Annotated in this window: 23 protein-coding genes; 11 read left to right on the plus strand and 12 right to left on the minus strand. The window is 70.0% G+C overall.

The window, feature by feature from the left end:
- Positions 1-338 precede the first annotated feature (338 nt).
- From VF647_04945 to VF647_04955, 3 genes are all read right to left on the minus strand, one after another.
- The gene (locus VF647_04945) at positions 339-881 is read right to left on the minus strand and encodes a DUF488 domain-containing protein (protein HEX8451423.1); all 543 of its coding nucleotides are present in this window, start codon (positions 879-881) and stop codon (positions 339-341) included.
- Between the two features lie 12 nt (positions 882-893).
- Positions 894-1,886, minus strand: a complete 993-nt coding sequence (locus VF647_04950; GenBank protein HEX8451424.1) for a quinone oxidoreductase — start codon at positions 1,884-1,886, stop codon at positions 894-896.
- Between the two features lie 83 nt (positions 1,887-1,969).
- On the minus strand, positions 1,970-2,920 hold the full coding sequence (locus VF647_04955; GenBank protein ID HEX8451425.1) for a VOC family protein: 951 nt from the start codon (positions 2,918-2,920) through the stop codon (positions 1,970-1,972).
- Between the two features lie 186 nt (positions 2,921-3,106).
- Between VF647_04955 and VF647_04960 the strand changes: the two genes are divergently transcribed.
- From VF647_04960 to VF647_04970, 3 genes are all read left to right on the plus strand, one after another.
- Entirely contained in the window at positions 3,107-3,538 is a 432-nt protein-coding gene (locus tag VF647_04960; GenBank protein ID HEX8451426.1) for a hypothetical protein, read from the plus strand.
- A 65-nt stretch (positions 3,539-3,603) separates the two neighbouring features.
- The gene (locus VF647_04965; protein ID HEX8451427.1) at positions 3,604-4,122 is read left to right on the plus strand and encodes a DUF3124 domain-containing protein; all 519 of its coding nucleotides are present in this window, start codon (positions 3,604-3,606) and stop codon (positions 4,120-4,122) included.
- A gap of 154 nt (positions 4,123-4,276) precedes the next feature.
- Positions 4,277-5,701, plus strand: coding sequence for a rhomboid family intramembrane serine protease (locus VF647_04970; protein HEX8451428.1), 1,425 nt, complete (start codon positions 4,277-4,279; stop codon positions 5,699-5,701).
- A 174-nt stretch (positions 5,702-5,875) separates the two neighbouring features.
- On the opposite strand, the gene VF647_04975 is transcribed toward VF647_04970, so the two are convergent.
- From VF647_04975 to thrS, 6 genes are all read right to left on the minus strand, one after another.
- Entirely contained in the window at positions 5,876-6,415 is a 540-nt protein-coding gene (locus VF647_04975; GenBank protein ID HEX8451429.1) for a hypothetical protein, read from the minus strand.
- 85 nt (positions 6,416-6,500) lie between these two features.
- The gene (locus tag VF647_04980) at positions 6,501-6,731 is read right to left on the minus strand and encodes a hypothetical protein (protein ID HEX8451430.1); all 231 of its coding nucleotides are present in this window, start codon (positions 6,729-6,731) and stop codon (positions 6,501-6,503) included.
- Between the two features lie 125 nt (positions 6,732-6,856).
- Positions 6,857-7,066, minus strand: a complete 210-nt coding sequence (locus VF647_04985; GenBank protein HEX8451431.1) for a cold-shock protein — start codon at positions 7,064-7,066, stop codon at positions 6,857-6,859.
- Between the two features lie 282 nt (positions 7,067-7,348).
- A complete protein-coding gene (locus tag VF647_04990) occupies positions 7,349-8,302 on the minus strand; it encodes a winged helix-turn-helix domain-containing protein (protein ID HEX8451432.1) in 954 nt (317 codons plus the stop codon).
- 97 nt (positions 8,303-8,399) lie between these two features.
- On the minus strand, positions 8,400-9,536 hold the full coding sequence (locus VF647_04995; protein HEX8451433.1) for a hypothetical protein: 1,137 nt from the start codon (positions 9,534-9,536) through the stop codon (positions 8,400-8,402).
- A 346-nt stretch (positions 9,537-9,882) separates the two neighbouring features.
- The gene (gene thrS / locus VF647_05000; GenBank protein HEX8451434.1) at positions 9,883-11,862 is read right to left on the minus strand and encodes a threonine--tRNA ligase; all 1,980 of its coding nucleotides are present in this window, start codon (positions 11,860-11,862) and stop codon (positions 9,883-9,885) included.
- Positions 11,863-12,129: 267 nt separating this feature from the next.
- Between thrS and VF647_05005 the strand changes: the two genes are divergently transcribed.
- On the plus strand, positions 12,130-12,678 hold the full coding sequence (locus VF647_05005) for a C40 family peptidase (protein ID HEX8451435.1): 549 nt from the start codon (positions 12,130-12,132) through the stop codon (positions 12,676-12,678).
- A 202-nt stretch (positions 12,679-12,880) separates the two neighbouring features.
- Positions 12,881-14,053, plus strand: coding sequence for an ATP-binding protein (locus VF647_05010; GenBank protein HEX8451436.1), 1,173 nt, complete (start codon positions 12,881-12,883; stop codon positions 14,051-14,053).
- Positions 14,054-14,177: 124 nt separating this feature from the next.
- On the opposite strand, the gene VF647_05015 is transcribed toward VF647_05010, so the two are convergent.
- The 3 genes from VF647_05015 to VF647_05025 form a co-directional block, all read right to left on the minus strand.
- Complete coding sequence (locus tag VF647_05015) at positions 14,178-14,672, minus strand: helix-turn-helix domain-containing protein (GenBank protein HEX8451437.1); 495 nt, start codon at positions 14,670-14,672, stop codon at positions 14,178-14,180.
- 84 nt (positions 14,673-14,756) lie between these two features.
- Complete coding sequence (locus VF647_05020; GenBank protein ID HEX8451438.1) at positions 14,757-15,098, minus strand: hypothetical protein; 342 nt, start codon at positions 15,096-15,098, stop codon at positions 14,757-14,759.
- A gap of 81 nt (positions 15,099-15,179) precedes the next feature.
- The gene (locus VF647_05025) at positions 15,180-16,958 is read right to left on the minus strand and encodes a glycoside hydrolase family 3 N-terminal domain-containing protein (GenBank protein ID HEX8451439.1); all 1,779 of its coding nucleotides are present in this window, start codon (positions 16,956-16,958) and stop codon (positions 15,180-15,182) included.
- Positions 16,959-17,153: 195 nt separating this feature from the next.
- On the opposite strand from VF647_05025, the gene VF647_05030 reads away from it, so the two are divergent.
- The 6 genes from VF647_05030 to VF647_05055 all read left to right on the plus strand — a co-directional run bounded on the left by VF647_05030 (position 17,154) and on the right by VF647_05055 (position 25,975).
- A complete protein-coding gene (locus VF647_05030; protein ID HEX8451440.1) occupies positions 17,154-17,336 on the plus strand; it encodes a hypothetical protein in 183 nt (60 codons plus the stop codon).
- A 381-nt stretch (positions 17,337-17,717) separates the two neighbouring features.
- The gene (locus tag VF647_05035; GenBank protein ID HEX8451441.1) at positions 17,718-19,424 is read left to right on the plus strand and encodes a multicopper oxidase family protein; all 1,707 of its coding nucleotides are present in this window, start codon (positions 17,718-17,720) and stop codon (positions 19,422-19,424) included.
- 192 nt (positions 19,425-19,616) lie between these two features.
- Entirely contained in the window at positions 19,617-21,737 is a 2,121-nt protein-coding gene (locus tag VF647_05040; protein HEX8451442.1) for a tyrosinase family protein, read from the plus strand.
- A 23-nt stretch (positions 21,738-21,760) separates the two neighbouring features.
- Positions 21,761-24,436: a LodA/GoxA family CTQ-dependent oxidase gene (locus VF647_05045; GenBank protein ID HEX8451443.1), complete on the plus strand. Its 2,676-nt coding sequence runs from the start codon at positions 21,761-21,763 to the stop codon at positions 24,434-24,436.
- Entirely contained in the window at positions 24,433-24,873 is a 441-nt protein-coding gene (locus VF647_05050; GenBank protein HEX8451444.1) for a hypothetical protein, read from the plus strand. The genes VF647_05045 and VF647_05050 overlap by 4 nt, the downstream gene beginning before the upstream one ends.
- A 4-nt stretch (positions 24,874-24,877) precedes the next feature.
- On the plus strand, positions 24,878-25,975 hold the full coding sequence (locus VF647_05055) for an NAD(P)/FAD-dependent oxidoreductase (GenBank protein ID HEX8451445.1): 1,098 nt from the start codon (positions 24,878-24,880) through the stop codon (positions 25,973-25,975).
- Positions 25,976-26,302 lie beyond the last annotated feature (327 nt).

Consider the following 26,302-nt stretch of genomic DNA (forward strand, 5'->3'; position numbering starts at 1 on the left):
GGAGGGTTGCCCCGGGCGAGTAAACTCGCGGCAACAACAGCACAAAGTCCGCCTTCGCGGACTCGGCGGGGCGAGATCGATTGTAGGGGCGCGATTCATCGCGCCCACCCTCCGCCCTCCAGAACCTCCCCCGTCCGCACCGAACCCGGTAGGGGCAGACCTGCGTGTCTGCCCGCCGCCCGCCCTCTATCCCAACCCTGCAGCGCGCGAGACGGCTTCAGCCGTCTTCCCGTGGCTCCAGCCGGGGGATTCATCCCCCGGCTCCGCCGACGCCCGGCGTCCCGCGCCCCGCGCCCGCGCCCCCGGCGCCCGCGCCCCGGCCCCCGGCGCCCGCGTCATCACCCCGCCCCCGCCCCATACCGCAGCACCCCGTCCACGATGCTGGCCGCGGCGGTGTACGGGTGCGCGACGACCTTGCCGCGTTCCATGATGTGGAGCACCTCGGCGCCGCCCGCCTTTAGCGCATCCGCGATCATGGCGCGATGGCACCGCCACCACACCGCCTCGGAGCAGAGGAGCGAAGTCCTGCGCTCGCTCGCGACGCGCACCAGGCGATCGAGGCCGCCGCGGAACTCCGCGGAATCCATGTAGTCCGCGTATCCCCTGAAATTGGGATGCCGCCAGATCGTGTTAGGCGAGTCGGGAAGGGGAGGCCGCCGCCCGCCGAGCTCCGGAAAGGGGCAGTACTCGATCCGCGCATCCGCCAGCGCCGCGGCGAGAGGCTCGGGATTGAAGTGCGGGTGCGCACGAGAGCCGGCGTATCGCCGAACGTCGGCGATGCGCTCTATGTGCTGGGCTTGCAGGAGAGCCAGGAACTCGCCGATCGCGCGTGACGAGTGCCCGATGCTCCACACCACCAGCGGCCGATCCGAATCCATCATCGGACCAGGCGGTCAGGATGCGACGCGCAGCAGCACCTTGCCCGTCGTCCGCCTCGCCTCCAGCGCCCGGTGCGCCTCCGCCACGTCGGCCAGTGCGTACTCGGCACCGATGCGGACGGAGAGCTGGTCCGCCGCCATCCACCCGAACAGGTCGCTCGCGCGGCGCAGCAGCTCCTCGCGCGTCGCCACGTAATGCCCCAGCGTGGGCCGGGTGAGGAAGAGCGAGCCCTTCTGGCTGAGCAGCTGCGGATCGACCGGCTCCACGGGACCGCTCGACTGCCCAAAGAGCACCATCATCCCCCGCGGCGCCAGCACGTCCAGGCCGGGGAGGAAAGTGGATTTGCCCACGGAGTCGTAGATCACCTGCACGCCGCCGCCATCCGTCAGCCGGCGCACCTCCGCGGCGAAATCGTCGCGCGTGTAGACGATCACCTCGTCCGCACCCGAGCCGCGTGCGAGCTCCGCCTTCTCGTCCGAACCGGCGGTCGCGATGACGTGGGCGCCGCGCATCTTCGCGATCTGCACCAGCAGCAGGCCGACGCCACCCGCCGCGGCGTGCACCAGGCAGCGCTCGCCCGCGCGCAACGGATAGGTGGAGGTGGCCAGGTAGTGCGCCGTCAGCCCCTGCAGCATCACCGCCGCCCCGAGCCGCGCGCTGACGCCGGCGGGGAGGGGGACGAGCTTCGCGGCCGGCACGACTGCGTACTCGGCGTATGCACCGAACCCGCCGGCCCACGCGACACGCTCACCGACGCGCACATCCTCGACGCCAGCGCCGACTTCCACCACCTCGCCCGCGCCCTCGCCGCCGAGGGTGGCGGGGAGCGGGACCGTGTAGAGGCCCGTGCGCTGGTAGACCTCGATGAAGTTCACGCCCGTGGCATCGATCCGCACCAGCGCCTCACCCGGACCCGGCTCCGGAACGGGTACGCGCTCCGTGCGAAGCGCCTCCGGGCCGCCGGTCTCGTGCAGCCGCACGGCCGTCATCGTAGCTCTGTCAGTCATTCGGGAGCCGTCTCGTGTCTCGGTGAGCAGGGCGGGGAACGGGCCCCGGTGCCTCGCGCCAACCGTGCCAGCGATTCAGAGCGTCACACCCCCGCCCGCACCCGCAGCCGGAGCCCGGTGCCCCACGGGTCACGCGTGGTGATCGCGCCGTCCGGCCAGGCATCCGCCGGGTAGCCCGCCTCGGCGAGGCCGCGCGAGACCTTGTGGACGCTCTCCGCATCCGGCAGCTCGATGGTCCACTCCAGCAGCCGCGCGTCGCCATCGTCGGAGGGGCGCGCGCCGGGGCCGGCCCAGGTGTTGGTGCCCAGGTGGTGGTGGTAGCCGCCCGCGCTCATGAAGAGCGCGCCCGGATAGCTCCAGGTGATGCGGTCGAAGCCGATCGCCTCCGAAAAGAACGCCGCTGCCTGCTCCAGGTCGCCGACGTGGAGGTGGACGTGGCCCATCACCGTCCCGGCCGGCATCCCCGTCCACGGCGCGTCGCCCGCGGCGCGGAGAAGATCCTGCACATCCACGGGATCGGTCGACATCATCAGCTCGCGGCCGTTCCGACGCCAGGTTTCGCGCGGGCGGTCGGCGTACACCTCGATCCCGAGCCCGTCCGGATCGTTGATGTAGAACGCCTCGCTCACCAGGTGGTCCCCCGCGCCCGCGCGCACCCCGGCCTCGGCCATGTGCCGCACCAGCCGCCCGAGCGATGCGCGGTCGGGAAGGAGGATGGCGTAATGGTAGAGCCCGAGCCGCCCTCCACGCCCGGCCGGCCGCGCGCCCGGCCGCTCATTCAGCTCCACGAGGACTCGCTCGTCGCCGTGCGCGGCGAGTGCGGCACGCGAGCCATCTCGCTCCACCACCCGCAGCCCGAGGACGCCCTCGTAGAACGCCAGAGACCGCTCCAGATCCGCGATCTGCAGGCGGACGGGGCCCAGCGCGGTCGAATCCGGAAGCCTGCGGCCGCGCGGGTGCTCGCCGTACGTGCCGGGCGCCGCGGGCTGCGCGCCAGTCGCTTCGCCGAAGATATCGCGCGTGGTAACTCCCATGATTGCTCCTCCCGGTGGTTGGAGACACAGTCTGCATCTCTGCCTCTAATTTATCTGTTTAAACGTATAACGTCAACACGAGCATATTGGTCGCTCGTTCGCATCGTTGCGAAAGAATCCGGTGGCGCCGTACAATCCGATACCCGTGTGGCGGCCGAGGCAATTCCGATCCGCAAGCGAGGCCGGATGAAGCGAATCTCTCGCGCGGCCACCGAACGCGCCTACAAGCTGGCGGCGGAGCTGCACGCAAGTCGCGGGGCAAAAGTCGATGGGAACGACGTCGCCCGCGCAGCGCGGGAGGCGGGGATCGCGCCGGGGCAGGTGTGGCGCGCTCTGGCGAAGGTACGGCAGGAGAAGTCGAGAGGTGCCCGGCCGAAGGCGTTCCCGAGCACGCGCGGCGCCGACATCCTGGTCGCGGTCGTCGGTGTCATCGCCTCGCTCGTGTTCGGCGCCGCCGCCATCGCGACGATCAAGGACGGCCTGAGGCTGCTCGCCGCCTCCGAATACCTGGGCGCCATCCTGGTGCTGGCGATGGCGGCCGGGATGCTGGTCATCACCGCGAACGTCGCGTACCAAGCCGTGGGCGCGATGCGCGAGCGGTCGAAGAGCCGCGGGTGAGCCTCTCCGCCGCATTCGGATCCGCGAACGACGCGGCATCCTGCCTCACCCCGAGAGGAGCGCGCATGTTGGGAAGGTTGATGATGGGAGCCCTCCTCCTGGCCGCATCCGCGTGCGAGCGCGGCGGCCCGCCGAAAGCGCGCGAGGCAGCCGCCACACCCGCCGCCTCCGCGATGGTGCCGCGCGCCGGGGACGCAACGGGGAAGCGGCTGTACTACGTGCCGGTCTACTCGCACATCTACTTTCGCGACACGGTCTCGGCCGTGAACCTGGCGGTCACCCTCAGCATCCGGAATACCGACCCGCAGCACGGGCTGACGCTGAGCCGCGTGGACTACTACGACACGCACGGACGCCCGCTGCGCGCCTACCTCTCCTCTCCGCGCCGGCTCGCGCCGCTGGAGACCGCCGAGTACGTCGTCCCCCGCGACGACACCACGGGCGGTTCGGGCGCCAACTTCCTGGTGGAGCTCGCCGCGGACTCCATCGTCACCGATCCCGTGCTGGAAGCGGTGATGATCGGCTTCAGCGGCAACGTCGGCACCTCGTTCGTGACCCACGCCCGGCTGCTGCAACGCCCCTGAACCGGTATTTCACAAAGAGACACAGAGGGTAACGGAAAGAACGCCAAAAGAATTTCTGTGGGCTTTCAGTTCCTTCTGTGGCTCTGTGTGAGGCTTTTCTCTGTTGCCTTGTCCCTACGTCTCTGCGCCTCTGCGTGAGGCAAGCCGGTCAATTATGGAACTGCTGATCACGTGGGACGACGGGGGCACGCACGCGGACGTCCAGGCCGCACCGCGCGACGGGATTGTGCCGCGCGGCGCATACCGGCTACATCCGGACGAGGAATACTACGGGATTCCGTACAGCGCCTGGCGTGCGCGGATCGGGCGCACGGTGGACGTTCCCGCGCTCCAGAGCGGGTTCCACACGTGGGCGGAAGGCACCGCCTTCTCCGTCGCCACGCACAGCCCGGCCGCCGAGGGCGTCCCGGAAGACGGGCCGTACGCCGTACGTCCGCCGCGCGTCGCGCACTGGCCGGCGCCGCCCCCGAAGCCCCGTCACTGGACGGAGGAGCCGGAGATCGCGGACGTGCCGGCGGCCGGCGTGGAGCACGGCTACCACACCGGCGAAAAGTGGATTTCCTGCACACGCGCGCAGCTCGTGGAGCGCTGCATCAAGGTCCCCTCCACCTCGCTGGTCTGGACGAGGGAGTCCGGCGCGGCAGTACCGCCGGAGCGCGTGCCCTTTTTGGTGGACGAGCTCACCCGCCACGGGATGCGGCGGACGGCGCGCACGCTGAAAGTCTGCCTCGCGGGGCTGGCCATCACCCTGGCGGCGATGGCGATCTGGATCCCCGGGTGGGGATTCCGGTCCGTGCTGGTGCTGATCCCGGCCTTCCTCGCGGCGGGCGTGGTGGAGGCGCTGTTCAGGCGCAGGGAGCTCCGGCGGATGGGCGCGGATTCCTTCCCCGCGGCGCGCGCATGGTCGCGCCACGCCGCGTGGATGAAGGCGCAGCCCGCGCACTACACGAAGGCGCTCCTGGCACTCCTCGTCGCCGTCGGCATCGCGCAGATGTTCGCGGGGCGCGCGAATGGCGTCGCGCTGGCGGGGCTGGTGAAGCCGGCGGTGTGGAACGGCGAGGTGTGGCGCCTCCTCACCGGCACCCTCATGCACGGCAACTTCACTCACCTCTGGATGAACGGCGCGGGTCTCCTGGCGGTGGGGCCCCTGATCGAGGTGCATTCGCGACGCGACCACATCCCGCTCGTCTTCCTCGTTTCCGCGCTGGCCGGAAGCGTCGCGAGCGTGCTCCTCTATCCAAACACGACGTCGGTGGGCGCATCGGGAGGGCTGATGGGCTTCACCGGCTTCCTCCTGGTGCTGGGCTACCGCCGCCGCGAAAGGCTGCCCCACGGCTTCGCGGGTGCCGTCGTGCTGGTCATCGCCGCCACCGCCGTCCTGGGCCTCGTGGGATTCGCCCTCATCGACAACGCGGCGCACCTTGGTGGGCTCGTGGCCGGGTGGTTGCTCGGCCTCGTCCTCGAACGGCGCGGGATGATCGACCCCGGCGCCTCTCGCGCAACGCGGACGCTGGGGCACCTGTCGGCGGTGGTGCTGCTGGCGGGCGCCGCCTGGTGCGTGCTCGCGATGCACCGCTGACTATTCCCTCCACCTTAAACGCCATCCGAATCGGACATCTCCCGCAAGCGCCGGGGCGGGGCGGAGTTCTCCGCGCCTCCGCGTCTCCGCGTGAGCCATGCAGTCTGGTCTGAGCACGAAAAAGGGGGAGAGGCGCGATGGCCTCTCCCCCTCTTTCTCACCCGCGATGCGAGCTTACTCGGCCGTGCGCGGCGGGGCGCAGGCGCAGGCGCCGCACGAGCAGAGCACGCCGCCGCAGGCCGCGCAGCGCAGCCCCAGGAAATCGTCCAGCGGCGTGGTGCAGCGCGAGCAGGCGGAGCGGGCGCGCTTGCGGGAGCCGCCGGTCACCTTGGTGGCGCTGTCCTGCACGCCCTTGTACTCCACCCCGTTCCCTTCCAGGAAGCGGCGGTGGTTCTCCAGCGTGTGCTCGCGGCGGCGGGCGCCGCTCGCCTCCTGCGCCAGGCCCTTCTCCTTCTCCAGCTCCGCCTTCAGCGTGGGCCACTGGCGGTAGCGGGCCTCCGCCTGCGCGCGCTGCTCGGGATCGACGATCTCCACGACCTGCGACTCCACGATCCGCTGCGGAAAGGCGCGCGTGCGGAACTGCGTGAGGCTGAAGAGCGCCACGTTGGGCGAACCCGGAGCGGACTGGCTGGGGTCGAAGACGAGCGTGTCGCCGTCGACGGCGTGGCGTCCGATTCGGAGCTGGCCGTCGTTGGAGTCGTTCTGAAGCTGCATCGGGCCGACCTCGTGTTGATTGGGTGCCGGGCGCCCCCCTGACCCGGACAGGGACCGGGGGGCTTCTGAGAATGGGAGCGGGCCGCTAGTGGACCACGTCGGCCACGAACAGCTTGCGGCCGTCGAGCCCGTAGCGGATGGCGCGTCCCCCGGGGAGGAAGTGGGTGTGCTCGAGCTCCATGGCGCGGCGCCCCTCGATGCGGACGAAGTGGCTGGTCGCCACCACCATCACGATCTCCACCGCCGACGCCGTTCCCAGCGTGCGGCGCAGGGCGCGCTCCTGCTCTTCCGTCAACGGCTTCGGGCCTTCGCTCATCGTCCTGCCTCGCCAGGGGTGGGTCCCGCCGGAGCCCAAACGGGCTCCGCCCAATGAAAAGAGCCGCCCCGAAGCTTCGGGGCGGCTCTCCCCCGGGTGCTCACCCCCCGGGACTGTCGTTCGGCTCAGCCGACGACGGCGACGTTCTCGGCGGCGGGGCCCTTCTGGCCCTGCACCACGTCGAACTCCACCTGGTCACCCTCGTTCAGCGACTTGAAGCCGCTGCCCTGGATGGCGCTGTGGTGGACGAAGCAATCCTTGCCGCCGTCCTGCGGGGTGATGAAGCCGAAGCCCTTCTCCGCGTTGAACCACTTCACGGTGCCGTTGGTACGCATTGCCGTACTCCTGTTGGGTATTGTACTGACTGCCAGAAGTGCGGTATCTCCGTACTCACCGACTGCCCGTATCGTCCGCGGAATGGTGGCGCTCCGCGGGGCGCGGCGGCAAGAAACAGAAACGGACCCGAACGGCCAGCGTCCAGGTCCGATGACTGAACTTCTTTCGCTCACGCAATGTAGCGGGAAAGCGGGGGCGGGTCAAGCCAGGGAAGCGTGAGTGCGTTAGTGCGTGAGTGCGTTGATTAACTCAGAGTAGGAGGCTTGCCGGCTGCTCGCGGGTCACGCGGAGATCTCCTTCCGCATCTGTGTGCGCTCGCGCTCGCTGAGGGCGTGGATGAACGGGTTGCTCTGGCGGAGGCGCCTGCCGCGCTCTCCCGGGTCCGTCAGCACGTGCTGGATGCGTGGGACCGAGGAGCCGTTCAGCACGTCCAGCCACTCCTGGAGTTCGTGTTCTTCCTGGGGAGAGACCTCGGGAATTCGCTTCACCAGCCATTGGCGCGCACGCTTCACCAGTGTCGGATCGCGCTCCAGTTGCCGCGCGATCCAGAGACCGCGCTGCAGCGCCGATGCATCGCGGGCCTTGTGCGTCCGGCCGCCGTTCGCGCGCGGGCCCGACGTCGCGGCGCCCGCTGGTCCGGTCCCGTAGACTGGCGTCGCATGCCCCCACGCGAAGGCGGTTTGATCGGCGGCCGTCGCCACGTCCGCATCCGTAATCATGTGCACCTCGACCGCTACGTCCAGCTCGCTCTGCACTTCGGCGAGCGGGGCGCGCAGCTGCTCGCGTGTCGTGGGGACGTCGCGCGCGCCGGCCAGCACGGTGAGCACGGCAGGCGACGGCGCGCTGGGAGTATCGATCCACGCAGCCTGCGGTGCGGGCTTCACACTCGCCACCGCACGGCGCAGCCGTTCCAGCACCGCCTCGCCGTGGACGCGCTCGGCGAAGAATAGAGTGCCCAGATGCGCCGCGAGCGGGTGCTGCGGGCGCATCTGGACCGACTGCCGCGCGCCCCCGCCTACGAGCTCCACCACGCCGGCGGTGTGCAGCCTCTGCAGCGCGCTTCCGACGCCGGGCAGGCTGAGCCCGCTGCGGCGCGCGATCTCCGCGCGGATCAGCGGCGCATCGGCAACGCAAAGCTCGCGCAGAATGCGCACCGCTGCCTCCGATCCAAGCACCGGATCGAGCAGGGTACCGAATGGATGATGCGAACGATTAGTGGTATTCATCAGCACCATGAAAGTAAGAACGCGCTAATCAAAGTTAGCGCGTACTTACTTTTGTGCAAGCTCGAAGTTCTTCGGTTGAATGGCTGGCCGGGCCGCGTGCGAGAAGCTACGCCTGGCCGCGTTCCAGCTGCGTGAGGAAGCGTTCCACGTCCTGCGCGGCGGCGTGGTCTTCGCGAAGGCGCTCGTGCTCGGCCTCGAAGCCGGCGAGCGACGCGGCCAGGGAGCCGTCCGGGCCCAGCTCGGTCTGCAGGCTCTCCAGCGGCTCGGTGGAGAGGGCGGTCGTGCGCATCTCGTCTTCGGTGGGTGCGATCCCGCGGATGGCGAGCATCGCCTGCTGCACCACGATCCCCTGCCGCACCTCTTCGCAGCGCGCCAGCAGGTCGCGCAGGTGGGTGATGCACCGCTCTCCCTCGGGCGTCGCGCCGATCCGCTGGTCGCGCTCCCAGCTCGCGAGCAGGGCCTTGCCGCTCTGGACGACGGAGGCGAGCTCCGCCAGCCTGCGCTGCGCGTCGGCCAGTGTCGACTCGGCGGTGTGCTCCACGAAGGTGGACAGCTCCTGCTGCCATCGCACCAGGTCGATCGACCAGAGCCGCGCTTCATGGCGCGCCCGCTGGCTGAGAAGAACGCTCTCGGCGTACGCCAGCTTCTCGCGCACGGGCTGGAGGGCCGCCGGTCCCACCTCGCGCTCCAGCATCGCCTGCACACCGTCGATGCGCGCCTGCTGCGAGTCGATCTCCCGCAGCCGCTGGTGGATGCGGGCCTCGTCCGCATCCATGCCCCGCTCCAGGCTCTCCGGCCGCGCGAAGGGGAGCGCGGGGGAGACGTGCGACGTTTCTTCCTCGAGGCGCGGCTGGGAGGGCGCGCTCCCCAGCTTCCAGGGATGGACGCCCGGCAGGCCCTGGAGCGCCAGCATCAGCGGTAGTCCCACCCCTACCGGCCATATGACCAGCAGAACCGCAAAGAACTCGGCTGCTCCGCCGCCGGCCAACACCGCCCCCGCCGCTCCCGCCACCACCGCGACCCCGAGGAGGCGCAGCCTTCGTCTCTCCTTGAAGAAAAACCACGCGACCGCCAGCGCCACGCCGGTCAGGATCAACCCGAACGGCAGGAACAGGATATCGGGTCCTTCGCTGAGCGCCCCGATCGATGCCAGCGTCAGGAGCAGTAGATACCCGCGGGCGAGGTATGCCACGATCCGCAGGAAGATGTCGCCGGCCGTGGCGTTTTCAGGGTGTTGAGTCATGCGGGCGGGGAGGGGAGTGCGTAAGTGCGTTAGTGCGTGAGTGCGGGGTGTGAGTGCGAACCCCGCATTACAGCCCCTTCTTGTCATCCTGCGAGAGCCGCATCGCGGAAAGGTGCGTCACGCGGTCGAGCCGACGCTGGGCCGGGGTCCGCACCTGTCCCCCGGCATTCCGGAACGCACAGTAGATCCTTCGCTACGCGCCATGAGCATGGTGCACGGGCAAGGTCGGCGAGGCGCGTCGCTCAGGATGACAGGAAGGGGAGCACGAATCCATACGTGCGCCCCTCCCCCAGGTTGTTTTGGGGGAGGGGCCGCGAGGAACGAGCGGGGGAGGGGGCCCCCGCACTCACGCACTTCCCTCCCCAAACCCCACCTGCAGCGTGCGCGTCCTCATCTGCTCAAGGATGCGCTCCGCGAACTCCTTGCGGTCCACGATCTCCTGCTTGCGGCCGGCGCCGCGAACGCGGACGGCGGCGGTGCCCTCGGTGGCTTCGCGGCCGCCGATGACGGCCATGTAGGGGACTTTTTGCGTCTCCGCCTCGCGGATGCGGTAGTTCAGGGTCTCGCCGCGGTCGTCGGCCTCGGCGCGGATGCCGAGGGCCTTGAGCTCGGCGGCGTAGCGGCGCGCGACTTCGGCCTGGTCGTCGCTGATGGGGATCACCACCACCTGCACCGGCGCGAGCCACACCGGGAAGGCGCCCGCGAAGTGCTCGATCAGGTTGCCCGTGAAGCGCTCCAGGGTGCCGAAGATGGCGCGGTGCACCATCACCGGGCGGTGCGGCTTGTTGTCCTGCCCCGTGTACTCCAGCTCGAAGCGCTCCGGGAGCTGGAAGTCGAGCTGGATCGTCGGGCCCTGCCAGAGCCGGCCGATCGCGTCCTTGAACTTGATGTCGATCTTGGGGCCGTAGAAGGCGCCGCCCCCCTCGTCCACCTCGAAGGGGATCTCCTTGCGCTCGAGGGCGCGCTGGAGCGTCGCCTCGGCCTGGTCCCACACGTCGTCGCTTCCGAGACGCTCCTCGGGGCGCGTGCTGATCTCGAAGCTCAGCTCGAAGCCGAACGTCTCCCTCACCAGCCGGTCCACCTGGTCCAGGCAGAGGAAGATCTCGTCCTCGATCTGGTCCATCGTGCAGAAGATGTGGGCGTCGTCCATCGACAGCCCGCGCACGCGCAGCAGGCCGTGCAGCGTGCCCGAGCGCTCGTTGCGGTACACGTTGGCGACTTCCGAGTACCGGATGGGGAGGTCGCGGTAGCTGCGCGGCTGGCTCTTGAAGATCAGCGCGTGCATGGGGCAGTTCATCGGCTTCACGCGGTACTTCACCTCCTCGCCCTCGCCCGCGCCCGCTTCCATGGCCGGGAACTGGTTCTCGGCGTAGAGCGGAAGGTGCCCAGAGACCTTGAACAGCTCCTCGCGGGTGATGTTGGGCGTGGAGACGAGGGAGTAGCCGTTGGCCACGTTGTCGTCCTCCACCGCGCGCGTCAGGAGCCACTTCACCAGCGCGCCCTTGGGGTGCCAGAAGACGAGCCCCGGCCCCACCATCTCCTGGATGGAAAAGAGGTCGAGCTGCTTGCCCAGGACGCGGTGGTCGCGCTTGCGGGCCTCTTCCAGCCGGTGGAGGTGCTGCTCCAGCGCGTCCTTTGTGAACCACGCCGTGCCGTAGATGCGCTGCAGCGTCTGCCGCTTCTCGTCGCCGCGCCAGTACGCGGCGGCGGCGTTCAGGAGCTTGAAGTGCTTGAGGGCCCCCGTGGTGGGGACGTGCGGGCCGCGGCACAGGTCCAAAAAGGGGCCGTTGCGGTAGACCGTGATCGTCTCGCCCTCGGGCAGCTCCTCCAGCCGCTCCAGCTTGAGCGGATCGCCGGCGAAGAGCTCCCGGGCCTCCTCGCGGCTCACCACGCGGCGCTCGAAGGGGTCGCTCTCCTTAGCGACCGCCGCCATCTCCTTCTCGATCTGCTCCAGGTCTTCGGGGGTGAAGGGGCGGCTCACCTCGAAGTCGTAGTAGAAGCCGTCGTCGATCGACGGGCCGAAGCCGATCCTGGCTTCCGGGCGCAGGCGGCGCACGGCCGTCGCCATGATGTGCGCGGCCGAGTGGCGGAGGACGTTGAGCGCCTCGGGATTTTTGTCGGTCAGGATCTCCACCCGCGCGTCGCCTTCCAGGGGACGCGCGAGGTCCACCACCTGGCCGTCGACCTTGGCGGCGAGCGCGGCCTTGGCGAGCCCCGGCCCGATCTGCTCCGCCAGGTCGCGGACCGAGTTGCCCTTCAGCAGCTCGCGGACCGAGCCGTCCGGGAGCGTGACCCGCACCCGCTCGGCTGACTCTGCTACGCTCATCTTCCTGTCTCCAGACTGACGTACGAGATATTACGAAGTGGCCGCGCCACGTTGTTCCGCGAAGTCGCTCTAAATCTAGTCCTGCACGGCGATTCGTGGCAACCGCGGGGGCTGCGGCTGATACCGTGGCAGCCACGCGGGTGTTGACAGGGGCCTCCGGGGAGCGTATTCTGCCGCCCTTCCCAAGCCCAGCCTACCGCTGACCGGGGTCTCTTCCCCACGCGCCGAGCGCAGTTCCGGCGCGCGAACCGAAATCCGCAGAGCTCGATGAAAGCACAGCCGCGCCGCGCCGTTGCGCGCCTCCCGTTCCTCCTCGCGTTCTCCGTCCTGCTCGCCGTGCCGGCCCCCGCCGCCGCCCAGACCTACATCAAGCGCTTCCTGGGGATCGAAGCCCCCGCGCCGGCCGCCTCCGCTTCCGAGGAGTCGGTGGTGCGGCGTGCGCGCAGCTACATGGGCCTCCGCTACACCTGGGGCGGCGAGCGTCCCGAGACGGGGTTCGACTGCAGCGGGTTCGTGCGGCACATCATGCGGATGGCGGGCGTGCAGCTCCCGCGGACTTCGGCGCAGCAGGCGCGGATGGGGCAGGAGGTGCCGCGCGACGTGTCCCAGCTCCGCGTGGGCGACCTGATCACCTTCGGGCGCGGCGGGCGCATCTCGCACATCGGGATCTACGTGGGGAACGGGCGCTACATCCACGCCAGCAGCTACGCGGGCCACGTCACCGAGAGCCCGCTTCCGAACCGCTCCTGGTGGCAGGGCGCACGTCGCGTGCTGGTCGCGTCCGCGCAGGCGGATTCGGTGCTGCCGGGGAGCTGAGGCCCCACCCCCAGCGTCGCTCCGCGACGCATCCCCCTCCCCCCAAACTGCCGGGGGGAGGGGGTTTGCGTATATCCGCACCAGTCCATGCCCCCTTTTTGCATCTGAGGCTCAGGCGGCGTACGCGTCGACCCCAGGGTTAACCTGCCCACTTCGTCACGGTGAAGCTCGTTCTGCTCAACCACAAACCCAAGGCTTGGTGATGGCTGGGGTACAGAAACCGTTGGAGGCTGTAGCCGAACAGGACCTTCAGGAACTTCTCACAGAGGGAGTGCCCGAAGGTCGCCATATCGAATACAAGCGCCAGCTGCCGGGCAACAGCGACGACGAGAAGCGCGAGTTTCTGAGCGATGTCTCGTCGTTCGCGAACGCCGCGGGTGGGGATCTCCTCTACGGAATCGAGGAGGCAGGTGGAGTTCCGACGAGGCTCGTGGGCGTGAACTCGGCCGATCCTGATGCGGAGATCCTCCGGCTCGAAAACATCGTCCGCACGGGGGTAGAGCCCCGCATTCCCGGGATCCACCTACGGGCCGTTCCACTGGCGAACGGGAACAACGTGTTCGTAATTCGCGTCCCGCAAAGTTGGGCACCGCCGCACATGGTTGTCTTCAAGAACCTCTCGCGGTTCTTCTCGCGGACTTCGGCGGGGAAATATCAGCTCGATGTTGCCGAGTTGCGCGCCCAATTCCTCGGCTCCGCAAATGCGGTAGAGCGGATCAGGCGGTTCCGTGACGAGCGTCTCGCACGTATCGTCGCCGGAGAGGGAGCCTTCGATATGAGTGGTCCCGCGCTCATAGTGCTTCATCTGGTGCCGCTCCGGCTGGCAGACTCCGGCACTCCGTTCGATGTTCGCCTTTCCGGGAGACAGACACTCTCGCTAGCCCCGCTGTACTCAAACGGCTGGGACAAGCGTTACAATGTGGACGGATTTGCCACCTTTTCCCGGTCCGGACCTCGGATCGGTTCGTACGTCCAGGTATTCCGCCACGGCGCCATCGAAGCGGTGGAGGCCAGATTACTCGATCCTGGTCAGGCCAATCAACGGACGATTCCGGCCATGCTCCTTGCGACCGAACTCGTCGAAAGTGTTTTGAAGTACCTCGCGGCTCAGAGGGAGTTGAGCGTCCAACTCCCCATAGTCGTCATGTTGGGGCTGGTAGGCATCAAGGGGTACCAAGTTGCCGCTGGCCAGCGCTGGTTTCTCAGCGGTGTTGCTGTGGATCGGGACATAGTAACCTGCCCGGAGGTAATCGTAGAAGACTGGGATGCAGACGTAACTCAAGTTCTACGTCCTTGCTTGGACGCGATCTGGAACGCGGGGGGGTTCGCGGAGTGCGATTTGTACGACAAAACTGGTAACTGGCAGCCAAAGTGAAGTTGGCGAGATAAACCTCCACAACAACTCGTTGTTCTGGTCTGAGGAGGACGTCCCTGATGAGCGCACCGAACAGCGTGTTTGCGTCCAGTAGCGCACGCGGCAGAGCGTTGGGTCGCAGGCATCACCTCCCGGACCGGCGTGGCGGGGCTGCCTGGAGCTCGTACAGGTTCATTTCCTGGCTCATGTCCACGACATCGTCGATCAGCTCACGCCGGCGGTCTCGCTCGACCTTGTACCGGAGCAGATCCGCGAGCCGGATGCGGCGATGGGAGCCCGCCATGCGCGCGGGCAGACGGCCCGAGTCGACGAGCTTGGTGATGTGGGGCCGGGAGACTCCGAGGAGTGAGGCAGCCTGAGTCGTCGTCACCTCCGGGGCGGCGGAGACGAGCGCCACCACGTGACCGACCGATGCCTCGTAGAGCAGCGTCGCCACCATGTCCACCACGGCTGGAGGAAGGGCGGCCTTGAACCCACCTGGCGCACTGACCGTTACCGTTGTTCCCTCGGGCAGCCCCTGAAGGGCGGCGGCGCTGCGCTCGGCCTCCTGACGATCGATCCCGGTGGCGGACGGGTCCAGAGCGCCAAGGAGCTCGCGGGTAGATTCTACGGTTGCCATGTTCCCGGCCTCGTGCGTTGGTGTGATCCCAAATATAGCACCCGGGTCACCGCAAACGCAACAAACGAAACACGGATGGCCGGTTCAGAACACCCAGGTGATGACGGCGATGGTGGCGCCGAGGACGAGGGTGGCGGCCTGGAGGGCGAGGCCGGCGGTGCGGGCGTGCGCGTCCAGCTTGCGGGCGGCGGCTTCCTCTTCCTGCGCGCGGATCAGCTGCTGGTGCTGGCAGAAGGTCAGCATGCGGAAGTCGGCCTCGGTGAGCTGCGCGGCTCCCGATGCGGCGGCGCGCTGGGCCAGCGCGTCGCACTCGGCGGGGATGGCGACGGGGCGGGGCTCGTACGACGGCATCTGGACTGAGGGCGCGTAGCATCCGCCGAGCAGCAGGAGCGCGGCGGGGATGGCGAGGGTGCGGAACTGGCGCATCGGCGGGGTCTCCCGGGGGCGGCGGAGGGGGGTGAGGAACCCCGCGAAGGTACGCCCCGGCGCACGGTCGCGGCAAGGTGCTCAGCGCGCGCCGGGGAGCGTCACCGGGAGGCGCCCGCGGAATGGTTCGGCTCCGGTGAGCGCGCGGGCGGCGGCGCTCTCGGTGACGCCGGTGGGGCCCCAGGCGAGGACGTAGGTGCCCACGGCCGGGAAGGCGCTGCGCAGGTACGGGCTCCCCAGCGACACGACGACGGTCGGGATTCCGGACGACGCGGCGGACTGCACGAACGGCGCGAACCCGCCGCCCACGCCGAGCGCCGCGTACTGGAGCGGCGCCACCTCCGCGCTCACCAGCAGGAGGTCGGCGGCGCGGGCGCGCTCGCGCAGCCGCGCAAAGGTTGCCGCGGACGTGCCGGGGCTGACGCGGACGTGCTCCGCCACCACGCCGCCGGCTACGAGGCCGCTCTGCAGCGTGGCGCCGCCGGGGCCGCGTCCGCTGCGGGTATAGGTGACGTGAAGAACGCGCATCCCCCGGCGCAGCGGGAGGAGGCGCCGCTCGTCGCGCTCAAGGACGATGGAGCGCTCCGCCACCTGACGCGCGACGTCGCGGTGCGCGGCCGTCCCCACACGCGCGGCGAGCTGGGCTGCATCCACCCGCGCGCCGCGCTGCAACCCGGCGACAGCCTTGGCGGCGAGGACCCGGCGGGCCGCGTCGTCGATGCGCGCGCGGGGGATGCGTCCCGACTCAACGGCGCGGACGATGGCGGCGATTACGTCCTCGGGGCCGGGCGGCTGCAGGAGGACGTCCGCGCCCGCCAGGAGCGCGAGGATGCTGGCCTCGGCCGGGGTGTGGTCGCGGGTGACGGCGCCCATGTTGAGCGCATCGGTCACCACCAGTCCGCTGAAGCCCAGGTCGCGGCGCAGCACCCCGGCCGTCATGCGCGGCGAGAGCGACGCGGGCGCGGCTTGCGGCCCTTCCAGCCCCACGGCCGCGATGTGCCCCACCAGCACCCCCGCCATCCCATCGTGCACCGCGCGCCGAAAGGGGACCATCTCCACGTCGAAGAGCCGCGCCGAGTCCGCGGGGACGATCACGCGGCCCACGTGGCTGTCCGTGCGCGTGCCGCCGTGCCCGGGAAAGTGCTTGCCGATGGCGAGAAGGCCGCCCTCCTGCGCGCCCCGCGCCCACGCGCTCCCCAGCCGCGCCACGAGCGCCGGGTCCTCGCCAAAGGAGCGGACGTTGATGATGGGGTTCGCGGGGTCCGACTGCACGTCGAGGATGGGGCCGAGCGTGGCGTGGATCCCCACCGCGCGCGCCTCGGCGGCGGTGGCGCGGCCGGCGGCGCGGGCGAGGCTCTCGTCGTTCGCCGCGCCGAAGGCCATCGCCGGGGGCATGGGGGTGCCGCCGGGGCGCAGGCGCATCCCGGGCCCCGTCTCCAGGTCCGAGATGACGAGGAGCGGCACGCGCGCACGCCCCTGCGCCGCGTTCAGCTTGGCGGCGATGGCGGCCGGCGTGCCGGTGGAGATGATGACCCCGCCCACCCGCTCCACCCCCGCCCACCGCGCCAGCCGGTCCGCCTCCTCGGGCGCCTCGCCGACCGACTTGCCGGAGATCCAGGGGAAGACGAGCTGCGCCACCCGCTCGCGCAGCCCCATCTCGGCGAGCCGGGCATCCACCCACGCGCGCCCCTCCGCGTCCAGCGGGAGCGGCGCGACGGCGGGCCGGGCGGGGGCGTCCGCGCGCGTGTCGCGGGCCGCGGCGCCGGTGCGCTCACCCGCGCGCTCGGCCTGGCCGCACCCCTGCGTAACGACGAGGAGGGCCGCGAGGAGCGCGCCTCCTGATTCTCGGAACAACTTCATCCAACCCCTTACGCTGCGGTGATTCGCCATGGAGCGCGGCGTCCGATGCAAGCGCCGCGCTCAACTCCCATCGATGCGAGGCGCGGCGTCGGTTGTACGTGCTCCAGGGCCTCCCCGCGGGCGCGGACGGCAAGCGCGGGGCACGGAAGGTGCGGCGGCGTTTTTCCCGCCGATCACCCCCCCAGGAGGACCGCTATGGACCGTTACAGGATGGATGGTGATGCGCCCCTGATCCGCGAGCGAGGGTTCCATCCGGAACAGCTCACGGAAGTGGAGCGCAGGGAGTTCGCGGAAAGGCTGCGCGAGGACGAGGAGCTGCGGGCGTCGGGCGGCGGACGGAGCGAGTACGGAGAGCTGGAGCCGAGGGGCTGGAGGTAGGGCAGGGCAGGTGGCATGCAGGCGCGGGTTGTGGGCCTCTCCAGGCGCTCAAACCCCCGCGGCCCGCTCTGCATCCCCGCAAATTCCAACCAGTGCAGCGACGCGCTTCCGCCGTGGTGACAAGGCGTTAGGGTGGAAACATGTCGTGCGCCACGAACGGTACGCGCCTTAACTTTGTTGACATCGGGCCGTCCGACACGAATAATACCGCATGCCGGGCAGCGGAAAGACGCCGCCCCGACCGCTGAACCGCTTCAGGGCTCCAGGTGCGCCAGGGCTCTGAATGCGCCAGTACTTGTACTCCGATTTGCCCTGTAGCCGTCCTCCCGCGGCTTCACCCGCCGCACGGTTCCCAGCCTCCACACCCCCGCCATCCCCAACATGCGAGCACACATCGTCGCCGCGGCCCTGCTGGGCGTCGCCGGCGCGGTATCCGCCGAGGCGCAGCGCGCTCCCGACCCGCGGTGCGCGTTCAAGGAGATCGACGTCGCCCGGTACGGCAACCAGCCGTTCCGCAACCCGCCCGAGATCCGCTCGCGCAACGGCCGCATCGACACCACGCTGGTGGTGCAGTACACGGACCCGGCCACTACATCGCTGGCGGGGTGCCCGCTGAAGGTGCGCAGCTACTACGGCGCGCTGGTGGGTCCCACCCTTCGCGTGCGCCCCGGCGACGTGATCGCGCCGCTGCTGGACAACCGCCTGCCGCGTGAGTCGCGGGCACAGGCGGACTCGCAGTTCCTGCAGGAGGACAGCGCGGCGTTCATCACCATGCGCCCGTACACCTTCAACACCACCAACCTGCACACGCACGGGCTGCACGTGTCGCCGCGCGGCAACAGCGACAACGTGCTGCTGGCCATCGCGCCGCAGGAGAAGCAGCGGTACGACATCCGTCTTCCGCCCGACCACACGCGCGGCAGCTACTGGTACCACGCCCACGCGCACGGCTCCACCGCCATCCAGGTGGGGAGCGCGATGGCGGGCGCGCTGATCGTGGACGACGACCCGCGCACCATCCCCCGCTCGCTGGCCGCGGCCAACGCGGGCGAGAAGGTGATGGTGATCCAGACGATGCTGTACGACGCCAACGGCGAGGCGAACGACATCACCGCCTTCTTCCCCGACGGCCCCAGCTCGGACAGCCTGTGCGCCGCGGGAAGCAGCGCCTGTACCTGGCAGAGCTCCAAGCGGCGAGTGACCATCAACGGGCAGATCGTGCCCGTCATCCGCATGCGTCCGGGTGAGGTGCAGCGCTGGCGCGTGATCGACGGGGCGTTCCGCGAGACGGTGGCGCTGCGGCTGGACGGGCACCCGCTCCACGAGATCGCCACGGACGGCATCTACACGGGGCGGATCGACAGCTGGGGCCCCGGGCAGCCGCTCGTGCTGTACCCCGGCTACCGCAGCGACGTGCTGGTGCAGGCCAGCACCACCCCCGGCACCTACCGGCTGATGGACGACTCCGCCAGCACCGCGCAGGCGCTGCGGGGCACCCCCGAAGACCCTAACCTGCTCGCGCTGGTGGTGGTGGAGGGGCCGCCCACGACGATGGCGCTCCCCACCGCGGCCGAGATGGCGGCGCTCGACCCGTTCCCCAACGTGCAGCGCGCCGCCGAGGCGAACGGGGTGCAGGAAGCCGTCTTCAAGCTCGGGAGCGGGCTCAACCCGACCGAGAGCCGCAACACCTTCCAGATCAACTACGCGCCCTTCAACGAGACGCGCATCCGCTACCTGGAGCTGAACGACACCGACATGTGGTCGCTGACCACCGTGGGCGACGTGCAGCAGAACGGACTTCCGCCGCTGCCCCACGTCTTCCACATCCACATCAACCCGTTCCAGGTGCAGCGCACCAGCCCCAACGGCCAGCCGCAGTGGGTGTGGAAGGACACGCAGATCGTCCCCCCGGGCGCCACGGTGAACGTGTACACGAAGTACGAGGACTACACCGGCGCCTTCGTGATCCACTGCCACATCCTGGACCACGAGGACCTGGGGATGATGGAGGTGGTGGAGGTGGTGGAGCGCCTGCCGATCGATCATCCGCGCGGTGGGACGCCGGGGCACGCGCACGGGAGGAACTGAGAATGGAAGTCCTAAGTGCTAAGTGCTAAGTCCTGAACGGCAGTGCGTGAGTGCGTGAGTGCGTTAGTGCGCTTTCACTTAGCACTTAGCACTTAGCACTTAGCACTTAGGACTTAGCACTTAGGACTAGGCACTAGGCACTAGGCACTAGGCACTCCCCCTTCACCTTCGCCGCAACGAGGACACCGCAGCATGGCAGAAGAGACGCTCACGCGCTGGGAGCGGGTGCAGGCGCTGCTGGATGACGCACACTCCAAGCAACCGGAGTACGCCGGAGCCGGGCGCTTCTGGCGCGACCTGGAGACGCTGAACGCCGCCGAGATCCACGGGGTGAGGATGGTGGCCCCCGCGCAGGCGGCCGCGCCGGGGGGCGGGTGCGGCTGCGGAAGCTGCCCGCCGCCCTCGCCGGAGGGCGCGCCGTTCCCCGGCCGCGGCGCCACCTCCGGGCTGATCCGCGGGCTGCGCGGCGAGCCCCCCTTCGACGGGTCGCGCCTTCCGCGCCTCCCGTGGGGCGGCAAGCGGATGAGCGAGGACGACATCCGCTTCATCAGCGACTGGATCGACGACGGGTGCCCGGCGGAGGACTACCGCCACGGGCTGGTGAAGCTGGTGATGCCGGGCCGCACGGAGAAGCTCCCGCGGCTGCGCGTGGACGAGCCCACCGCCCTGCGCCTGCAGCGCGAGGCGGGGACGGTGTACGGCGGCGGTCAGCAGCAGGGCGCGCGGCCGGAGGTGAAGCAGCGGATGAACCTGGACTGCCTGACGGCGGGCCAGCTGGAGCAGCTTCGCTTCGCCTTCCGCGAGCTGTACGCGCTCAACAAGTGGCCGCGCGACTACCGCAACTACAACAACCTGGCGCTGATCCACCAGGACCACTGCCAGCACGGGTGGGAGCGCTTCCTTCCGTGGCACCGCATCTACCTGTACGAGTTCGAGCAGGCGATGCAGGACGTCTGCCCGGGCGTGACCATGCCGTACTGGGACTGGACGATGCCCCAGTACTGCCCCACGCATCCGTACAAGGGGTGGATCATCCCCCAGTCGTTCAAGGCGTACCTGACCGGCGAGGGACTGGCGCTGCTCGCCGGCAAAGTGGACGACTGGCACCGGTACGCGGACGCGGTGACGGAGAAGCTGGGCGGGGGGCGCCTCTTCCGCTCGCTGCACGACTTCTTCAGCGCGCTCGAGAAAGCCACGGGAGTGGACTTCAGCCACCGGCCGCTGTCGGACCCGTGGGTGGAGGCGCTGGTCATCGGCAACCCGCTCTGGTACCCGCTGCGCTTTCCGTCCGAGTACCAGAACAGCGCGGGGGAGTCGCAGACCATCAACGAGCGGATCCACTACCACTATCCAACCGCGCGCGACATGGACGAGATCATGTCGCTGCGCAGCTGGCGGGACTTCGGCGGGGGGAGCCAGTACAACGACGCCTTCGGGTTCCTCGACCAGAACCCGCACAACACCATGCACATCTGGACCGGGGGGATGAACCCGGACTACAAGGCGCCGCCGTCGAAGTCCACCGGGGAGGCGCTGAGCCGGGCGTCGTACCTGGAGCGCAACCGCATGGTGACGGTGGCGGGGCGCCAGTTCCACACGAAGGAGGAGTTCTACGGCTTCAGGAAGGTGCAGTACGGCGACATGTTCAGCAATCTGACCGCCTCCTACGACCCCATCTTCTGGCCGATCCACGCCAACGTCGACCGGATCTGGTGGGAGTGGCAGCAGCTCAACCCGCACGCGCAGCCCACCGACCTCACCTCCGTGATGACGCCGTGGGGCTACACGGCGGGCGACACGCTGGACATCTCGCGCTTCGGCTACGAGTACGTCCGCTGCGCCTTCCCCATTCCGGTGGGGCTGGAGGCGCCGGTGGGGAGGTTCGTGTCGGACCCGGTTGAGGTGCCGGAGGCGGCGCGCCAGCCGCGGCAGGTGGAGGTGAGGCTGCACCGCGTTCCGCAGCTGGAGCGCTCCTGCTTCGTGCGCGTCTTCCTGAACCTGCCGGACGCCAATGCGCAGACGCCGGTGGAGGGAGACAACTTCGGCGGCTACCTGGCGGTGTTTGGCCACGGCGAGTGCTACGGCGGGCCGGGCCACTGCGCCACGCCGGGGCAGCCGCGCCCCTTCGACCTGCGCCCGCGCAGCCACAACACCCCGCGCAACCACCGGGTGAACGTGACGCGCGCAGCCCGCGCCCTGCTGGACGCCGGCGCCACCACGCTGCAGGTGACGCTGGTGGTGATCGGCGCGGACTACTGCGAAGAGAACGAGCTGCTGAGGCTGGAAGGGATGTCGCTCAACTTCCTGGACTGACCCCGAACCCCGAGAACTCCACGATGGCGACGGTATACAGGATCCATCCCGGGATCGGGATCGCCCGCCTGGGGAACAGCCCCGACGGCTTCTGCATCGCGGCCGAGCAGCCCGCCGCGCTCCCCATAGAGTGCGACCAGGACGGCAACTCGCTGCCGCTGGGCGCACCCGCGGGCACGGAGCAGCGCGCCACGCACCTCAAGGACGATGCGGGGCGCATCCGGCGCCAGGCCGCGCGCTTCGGCGTGTGGGTGTACGACGACGAGAACCCGGACGGGCGCCCCCTCAAGGTGGGCGACAAGGTGGCGGGCGGGGGAAACCACGGCACGCTGGTGGACATCCAGTGGCGCGTGCACCTCGCCAACAAGAAGGCGTCGTGGTACGAGTTCCAGCAGCTCCAGGGAGAGCACGGCTACGCGGCCGACCACCCGCGGCGCAACCCGCAGGTGACGGCGGACCAGGCGCGGCAGAACCTGATCGTCGATCCCGGCCCGCGCGTGGTGTCGCTCAACACCACGCGCCGCGCCCGCTTCTCGGCCGAAGGGGGAGAGGTGTACGCCTCCACCTTTCCGCCGCCGCTGAAGCCCGCATCGGTGGAGACGCTGGGAGACCTGATGGTGGACGACCAGGCGCGCCTGCTGGTTCTGGGCGGGCACGGCAACGCGGGCACCTACCTGTACGACGACTTCGGGCAGCCGCGCATCGACCACTACGCCAACAACGACGGGTGGTTCGACGACACCAGCGACGGCCCGGTGATGGCGCGCCTCGTCTTCTTCTCCGAAGAGGTAAAAGCGACGCGCTTCGTGGACGTGGAGTACCCGGCGTGGGTGATCGCCGCGTACCCGGACTTCGTGCCCAACATCCCGGACATCGTGACGATGGACGAGACGGTGTACGACCTCTTCGTGCGCCGCTTCGCCCTCCGCACCGACCTGTACGGCGAGGCGGGGACCTTCGACTGCCCGCAGCGCATCGACCCGCGCGACAGCGAGGCGCTGGTGGTGTGGCAGGCCGGGCGGCTGGGGTGGAACCCGGACCACCGCCCCTGGTTCTTTCGCGACATCTGGCCGATCCTCTGGCGGCCGGAGCAGTACCTGTACCTCACCAGCATCCTGGCGCAGTCCAACGATCCGCACAACCAGACCGCGCGCGGCACCTTCGACCCCAGCTGCATCGGCGCGGCGCCTCAGGTGGACTGGGAGCGGGTGAAGGAGTGCGTGGCGGCGGGCTGTGGCGAGGAGGTGAGCGCGGCGGTGATCGCCCCCATCCGCGCCATGCTGCGCGGCACCGCCGGCTTCGGTGACCAGGGCTCGCGCGGAATGCGGGCCGCGGCCGCCGACTCGGTGCCGGACGACCTGCTGGACGGCCTCCAGCGCGCCGTGGCCGCCTTCGCCGCCGCTCCGGAGCCGGCGGGGGCGCCCGACCAGATGGCGCGGGGCTTCGCCGCGTCCGCCTCGTCGCCGGAGCGCGCGGACGCACGGGGCCGGGTGCAGGACGAGGTCGCGGCGCTGCTGGACCGGCTGGGCCCCGCAATCCCCAGCGGACCCGCGCACGGCACGGCGCTCAAGACGCAGCGCGCCCCCGTCTACAACTCCGCCCCCGAGGACAAGCGTCCCATGGGGGTGCGCGAAAAGGTGGAGGGGGCCCTCCGCCGCCAGATGCGCCGCCTCTACAGCGGCGAGGTGCACCGCGAGTGCCTGCGGGAGTGCATCGCGCGGCACACCAGCGACCCCTTCCGGCCGGAGCGCGAGTTCCTCTTCTCCCTCCTGCGCGAGCCGGGCGAGGAGAACCGCTTCAGCCGGGGAGGGCGCGCCACCACGCGCGTCTTCAACCTCCCGCTGATGCCGCTCCTCTCCGGCGACAACCCCATCAGCAACGTCCTTCCCTCCAAGTTCCTGCGCCTCACCGACTTCCAGTACTACCTGCTGACCCAGTGGGCGGAGGGGAAGTTCATCAACGAGCTGGAAGAGAAGTGGGTCGACGAGGTGAACCCGGACAACCCGTGGGCGGTGAGCCCCATCCGCACCGGGCGCGACCTCGACCAGGGGGTCCTGTCGCACGCGGTGGGCGGCGCCTTCTGCCCCGGTGGCGAGGTGGGGTGGATCATGCGCAACCCGGCCATCTGGCTGGAGCCGTACCGCATCAAGGCCGACCCCGTGTTCAGCGCCTTCTCGCTCACGGCCGCGCAGGCGAACGCCTGGCGGGGCGCCACCCCGGAGACCGACTACATCGGCTACGCGGACGAGCAGCTGAGCCAGACGGACGACCTGGACACCGGGATGCAGCCCGGCGACCTCACCAAGCACATGGCGATCCCCTGGCAGGCGGACTTCAACGAGTGCTCCACGCAGGTGATCGACGTCACCTACGAGCTGTGGAACGTGATCGACTACACCAACCCCCAGGACACGCTCCTCCAGCGCCAGCAGCGGAGCTGGGAGACGCTCTGGTGGCCGGCCCACCGCCCCATGCAGAACTACGAGCCGCTCCCCGTGGCGCCCGACGGCTCCCGCGGCTACCGCTGGCTGGACTGGGCGCGCGGCGTGACGCAGACCAACGCGGGCGACCTCAAGATGGTGACGGAGTGGCGCCGGCTCCCCTTCGTGATCCGCAACCCCGACCCCAGCCCCGCGCCCGGCGACCCGGTGTTCATCGGCGTGGAGCGCACTTCCCGTGAGCAGGAGACTTCGCGATGAAAGGAACCAACCCCTTCGTGGGAAGCTGGACGTACCGCAGCCTCCTCAACGACCCGGCGCTGGCGCCGGACCCGTCCAAGGACCCGCAGCCGTGGGCCGACCTCTTCTTCGGCTACGGCACCATCGTGATCGAGGAGAGCGGGCCGGAGCAGCTCACGGGCAGCATCGGCGGCGGCGGGTGGTCGCTGAACCTGCGCGGCTCCATGAGCTACGGAAACCCGAGCCAGGTGCGCTTCCAGGGGCGCGGCGTGGTGGGCGGCGACGAATGGGTGTACGACTACATCGGGTGGCTGGTGCCCGTGTGGCCCAACAGCACGGACGCCCTGCAGACGCGCGCCATCGTGGGGAGCGTGGTGCGCACCATCCCGCACCCGAGCGGGGGCGGCACGGCGCCGGCGGGGGTGGTGGCGTCGCTCTACGCGGTCCTGGCGAAGTAGCCGGATGACGGACGTCGCGGTGGTGGGCGGCGGCCCGGCCGGGTGCGCCGCCGCGCTCGCCCTCCGCGCCCACGCGCCGGGCCTCTCCGTCACCCTGCTGGAGGCGAGCGCCTACGCCGAGCCGCGCATCGGCGAGACGCTTCCGCCCCCGGCGGCGGAGGTGCTGCGGCGGCTCGGTGTGTGGGACGAGTTCCAGGCTCAGGAGCACCGCCCCGCATACGGCACCTCCGCGGCGTGGGGCGGCGCCCGGCCGCACGACCACGACTTCTTCGGCTCGGTGCACTCGGTGGGATGGCACCTGGACCGCTCCGCCTTCGACGCCATGCTCGCCTCCGCGGCCGAGGGGCGCGGCGTGTCGGTCCGCCGCTCCACGCGCGTCACCGGCGCGGAGCGGGAGGGCGGGGGATGGCGGCTCGCGCTCGACGGCGCGCCCGCGCTCCATGCGCGCTTCGTGATCGACGCCACGGGCCCGTCCGCATCGTTCGCGCGGCGCCACGGCGGTGCGCGGTCGCGCGTGGTGGACCGGCTGGCCGGCTTTGCGCGGTTTCTACGAGAGGCGCGCCCCACCCCCGCGGGGACGCTGGTAGAAGCGTTCCCGGACGGCTGGTGGTACACGGCGGCGCTCCCGGGCGGGTTGCGGGTGGCCGTGTGCATGACGGACAGCGACCTCGCGCGCCCGCTGCGGCTGGACGAGGAGCGGGGGTGGCTGGATGCCCTGCGCGCCGCACCCGTCACCTCGTCCCTCCTCGAGGGCGCCGAGCCGTGCGGGCCGCCGCTGGTGCGCGCGCCACGCTCGCGCCGCCTGGACCCTCCCACGGGCGATGGCTGGCTCGCCGCCGGAGACGCCGCGTCCACCTTCGACCCGCTCTCCTCGCAGGGCGTCCTGAAGGCGCTCCGCTCGGGGATCTTTGCCGCCTACGCCGCCGGCGACCTCCTCACCACGAGCGACGAGCGGGGGATGCGCCGTTACGACCACTTCATCCGGCAGGAGTTCGCCGGCTACCTCCGCGCCCGCTCCCGCTACTACGCGGAGGAGCGCCGCTGGCCCGCCCGCGAATTCTGGCGCCGCCGCCACGCCCCCGAGCCCGCCGCCGCACCCTGACAAAAGGTCCGCCCGCGCACCCGCGCCGGCGGACCTCTCCGATCGATCAACGCCGGTCCCGGTTACCCCGGGCGAGTGAACTCGCAGCAACAACAGCACAAAGTCCGCCTGCGCGGACTCGGGTTCCGATGCCCCATTTCACGAGCCCACTTTAGTGGGCTTCCCGTTGTTCCAGCCGGGGGATTTATCCCATACGCGTTAACTTAAGGCTTGCACGTGGCAACGAGCCGGCTTATCGTGGATTCCATGAGAGCCGACATCCTTGCGGAAGAGTGGGCGGTGATCACCCGCTTCCTTCCCGACAACTGGCGAGAACTCGCCCGCTCA

The sequence above is a fragment of the Longimicrobium sp. genome (assembly GCA_036387335.1).
Taxonomy (GTDB): domain Bacteria; phylum Gemmatimonadota; class Gemmatimonadetes; order Longimicrobiales; family Longimicrobiaceae; genus Longimicrobium.

What these genes read in the sequence shown, in the direction of transcription:
- VF647_04945 (HEX8451423.1), bottom strand. Translation starts at nt 881, where the DNA reads ATGATGGATTCGGATCGGCCGCTGGTGGTGTGGAGCATCGGGCACTCG.
- VF647_04950 (HEX8451424.1), bottom strand. Translation starts at nt 1,886, where the DNA reads ATGACTGACAGAGCTACGATGACGGCCGTGCGGCTGCACGAGACCGGC.
- VF647_04955 (HEX8451425.1), bottom strand. Translation starts at nt 2,920, where the DNA reads ATGGGAGTTACCACGCGCGATATCTTCGGCGAAGCGACTGGCGCGCAG.
- VF647_04960 (HEX8451426.1), top strand. Translation starts at nt 3,107, where the DNA reads ATGAAGCGAATCTCTCGCGCGGCCACCGAACGCGCCTACAAGCTGGCG.
- VF647_04965 (HEX8451427.1), top strand. Translation starts at nt 3,604, where the DNA reads ATGTTGGGAAGGTTGATGATGGGAGCCCTCCTCCTGGCCGCATCCGCG.
- VF647_04970 (HEX8451428.1), top strand. Translation starts at nt 4,277, where the DNA reads ATGGAACTGCTGATCACGTGGGACGACGGGGGCACGCACGCGGACGTC.
- VF647_04975 (HEX8451429.1), bottom strand. Translation starts at nt 6,415, where the DNA reads ATGCAGCTTCAGAACGACTCCAACGACGGCCAGCTCCGAATCGGACGC.
- VF647_04980 (HEX8451430.1), bottom strand. Translation starts at nt 6,731, where the DNA reads ATGAGCGAAGGCCCGAAGCCGTTGACGGAAGAGCAGGAGCGCGCCCTG.
- VF647_04985 (HEX8451431.1), bottom strand. Translation starts at nt 7,066, where the DNA reads ATGCGTACCAACGGCACCGTGAAGTGGTTCAACGCGGAGAAGGGCTTC.
- VF647_04990 (HEX8451432.1), bottom strand. Translation starts at nt 8,302, where the DNA reads ATGGTGCTGATGAATACCACTAATCGTTCGCATCATCCATTCGGTACC.
- VF647_04995 (HEX8451433.1), bottom strand. Translation starts at nt 9,536, where the DNA reads ATGACTCAACACCCTGAAAACGCCACGGCCGGCGACATCTTCCTGCGG.
- thrS (HEX8451434.1), bottom strand. Translation starts at nt 11,862, where the DNA reads ATGAGCGTAGCAGAGTCAGCCGAGCGGGTGCGGGTCACGCTCCCGGAC.
- VF647_05005 (HEX8451435.1), top strand. Translation starts at nt 12,130, where the DNA reads ATGAAAGCACAGCCGCGCCGCGCCGTTGCGCGCCTCCCGTTCCTCCTC.
- VF647_05010 (HEX8451436.1), top strand. Translation starts at nt 12,881, where the DNA reads ATGGCTGGGGTACAGAAACCGTTGGAGGCTGTAGCCGAACAGGACCTT.
- VF647_05015 (HEX8451437.1), bottom strand. Translation starts at nt 14,672, where the DNA reads ATGGCAACCGTAGAATCTACCCGCGAGCTCCTTGGCGCTCTGGACCCG.
- VF647_05020 (HEX8451438.1), bottom strand. Translation starts at nt 15,098, where the DNA reads ATGCGCCAGTTCCGCACCCTCGCCATCCCCGCCGCGCTCCTGCTGCTC.
- VF647_05025 (HEX8451439.1), bottom strand. Translation starts at nt 16,958, where the DNA reads ATGAAGTTGTTCCGAGAATCAGGAGGCGCGCTCCTCGCGGCCCTCCTC.
- VF647_05030 (HEX8451440.1), top strand. Translation starts at nt 17,154, where the DNA reads ATGGACCGTTACAGGATGGATGGTGATGCGCCCCTGATCCGCGAGCGA.
- VF647_05035 (HEX8451441.1), top strand. Translation starts at nt 17,718, where the DNA reads ATGCGAGCACACATCGTCGCCGCGGCCCTGCTGGGCGTCGCCGGCGCG.
- VF647_05040 (HEX8451442.1), top strand. Translation starts at nt 19,617, where the DNA reads ATGGCAGAAGAGACGCTCACGCGCTGGGAGCGGGTGCAGGCGCTGCTG.
- VF647_05045 (HEX8451443.1), top strand. Translation starts at nt 21,761, where the DNA reads ATGGCGACGGTATACAGGATCCATCCCGGGATCGGGATCGCCCGCCTG.
- VF647_05050 (HEX8451444.1), top strand. Translation starts at nt 24,433, where the DNA reads ATGAAAGGAACCAACCCCTTCGTGGGAAGCTGGACGTACCGCAGCCTC.
- VF647_05055 (HEX8451445.1), top strand. Translation starts at nt 24,878, where the DNA reads ATGACGGACGTCGCGGTGGTGGGCGGCGGCCCGGCCGGGTGCGCCGCC.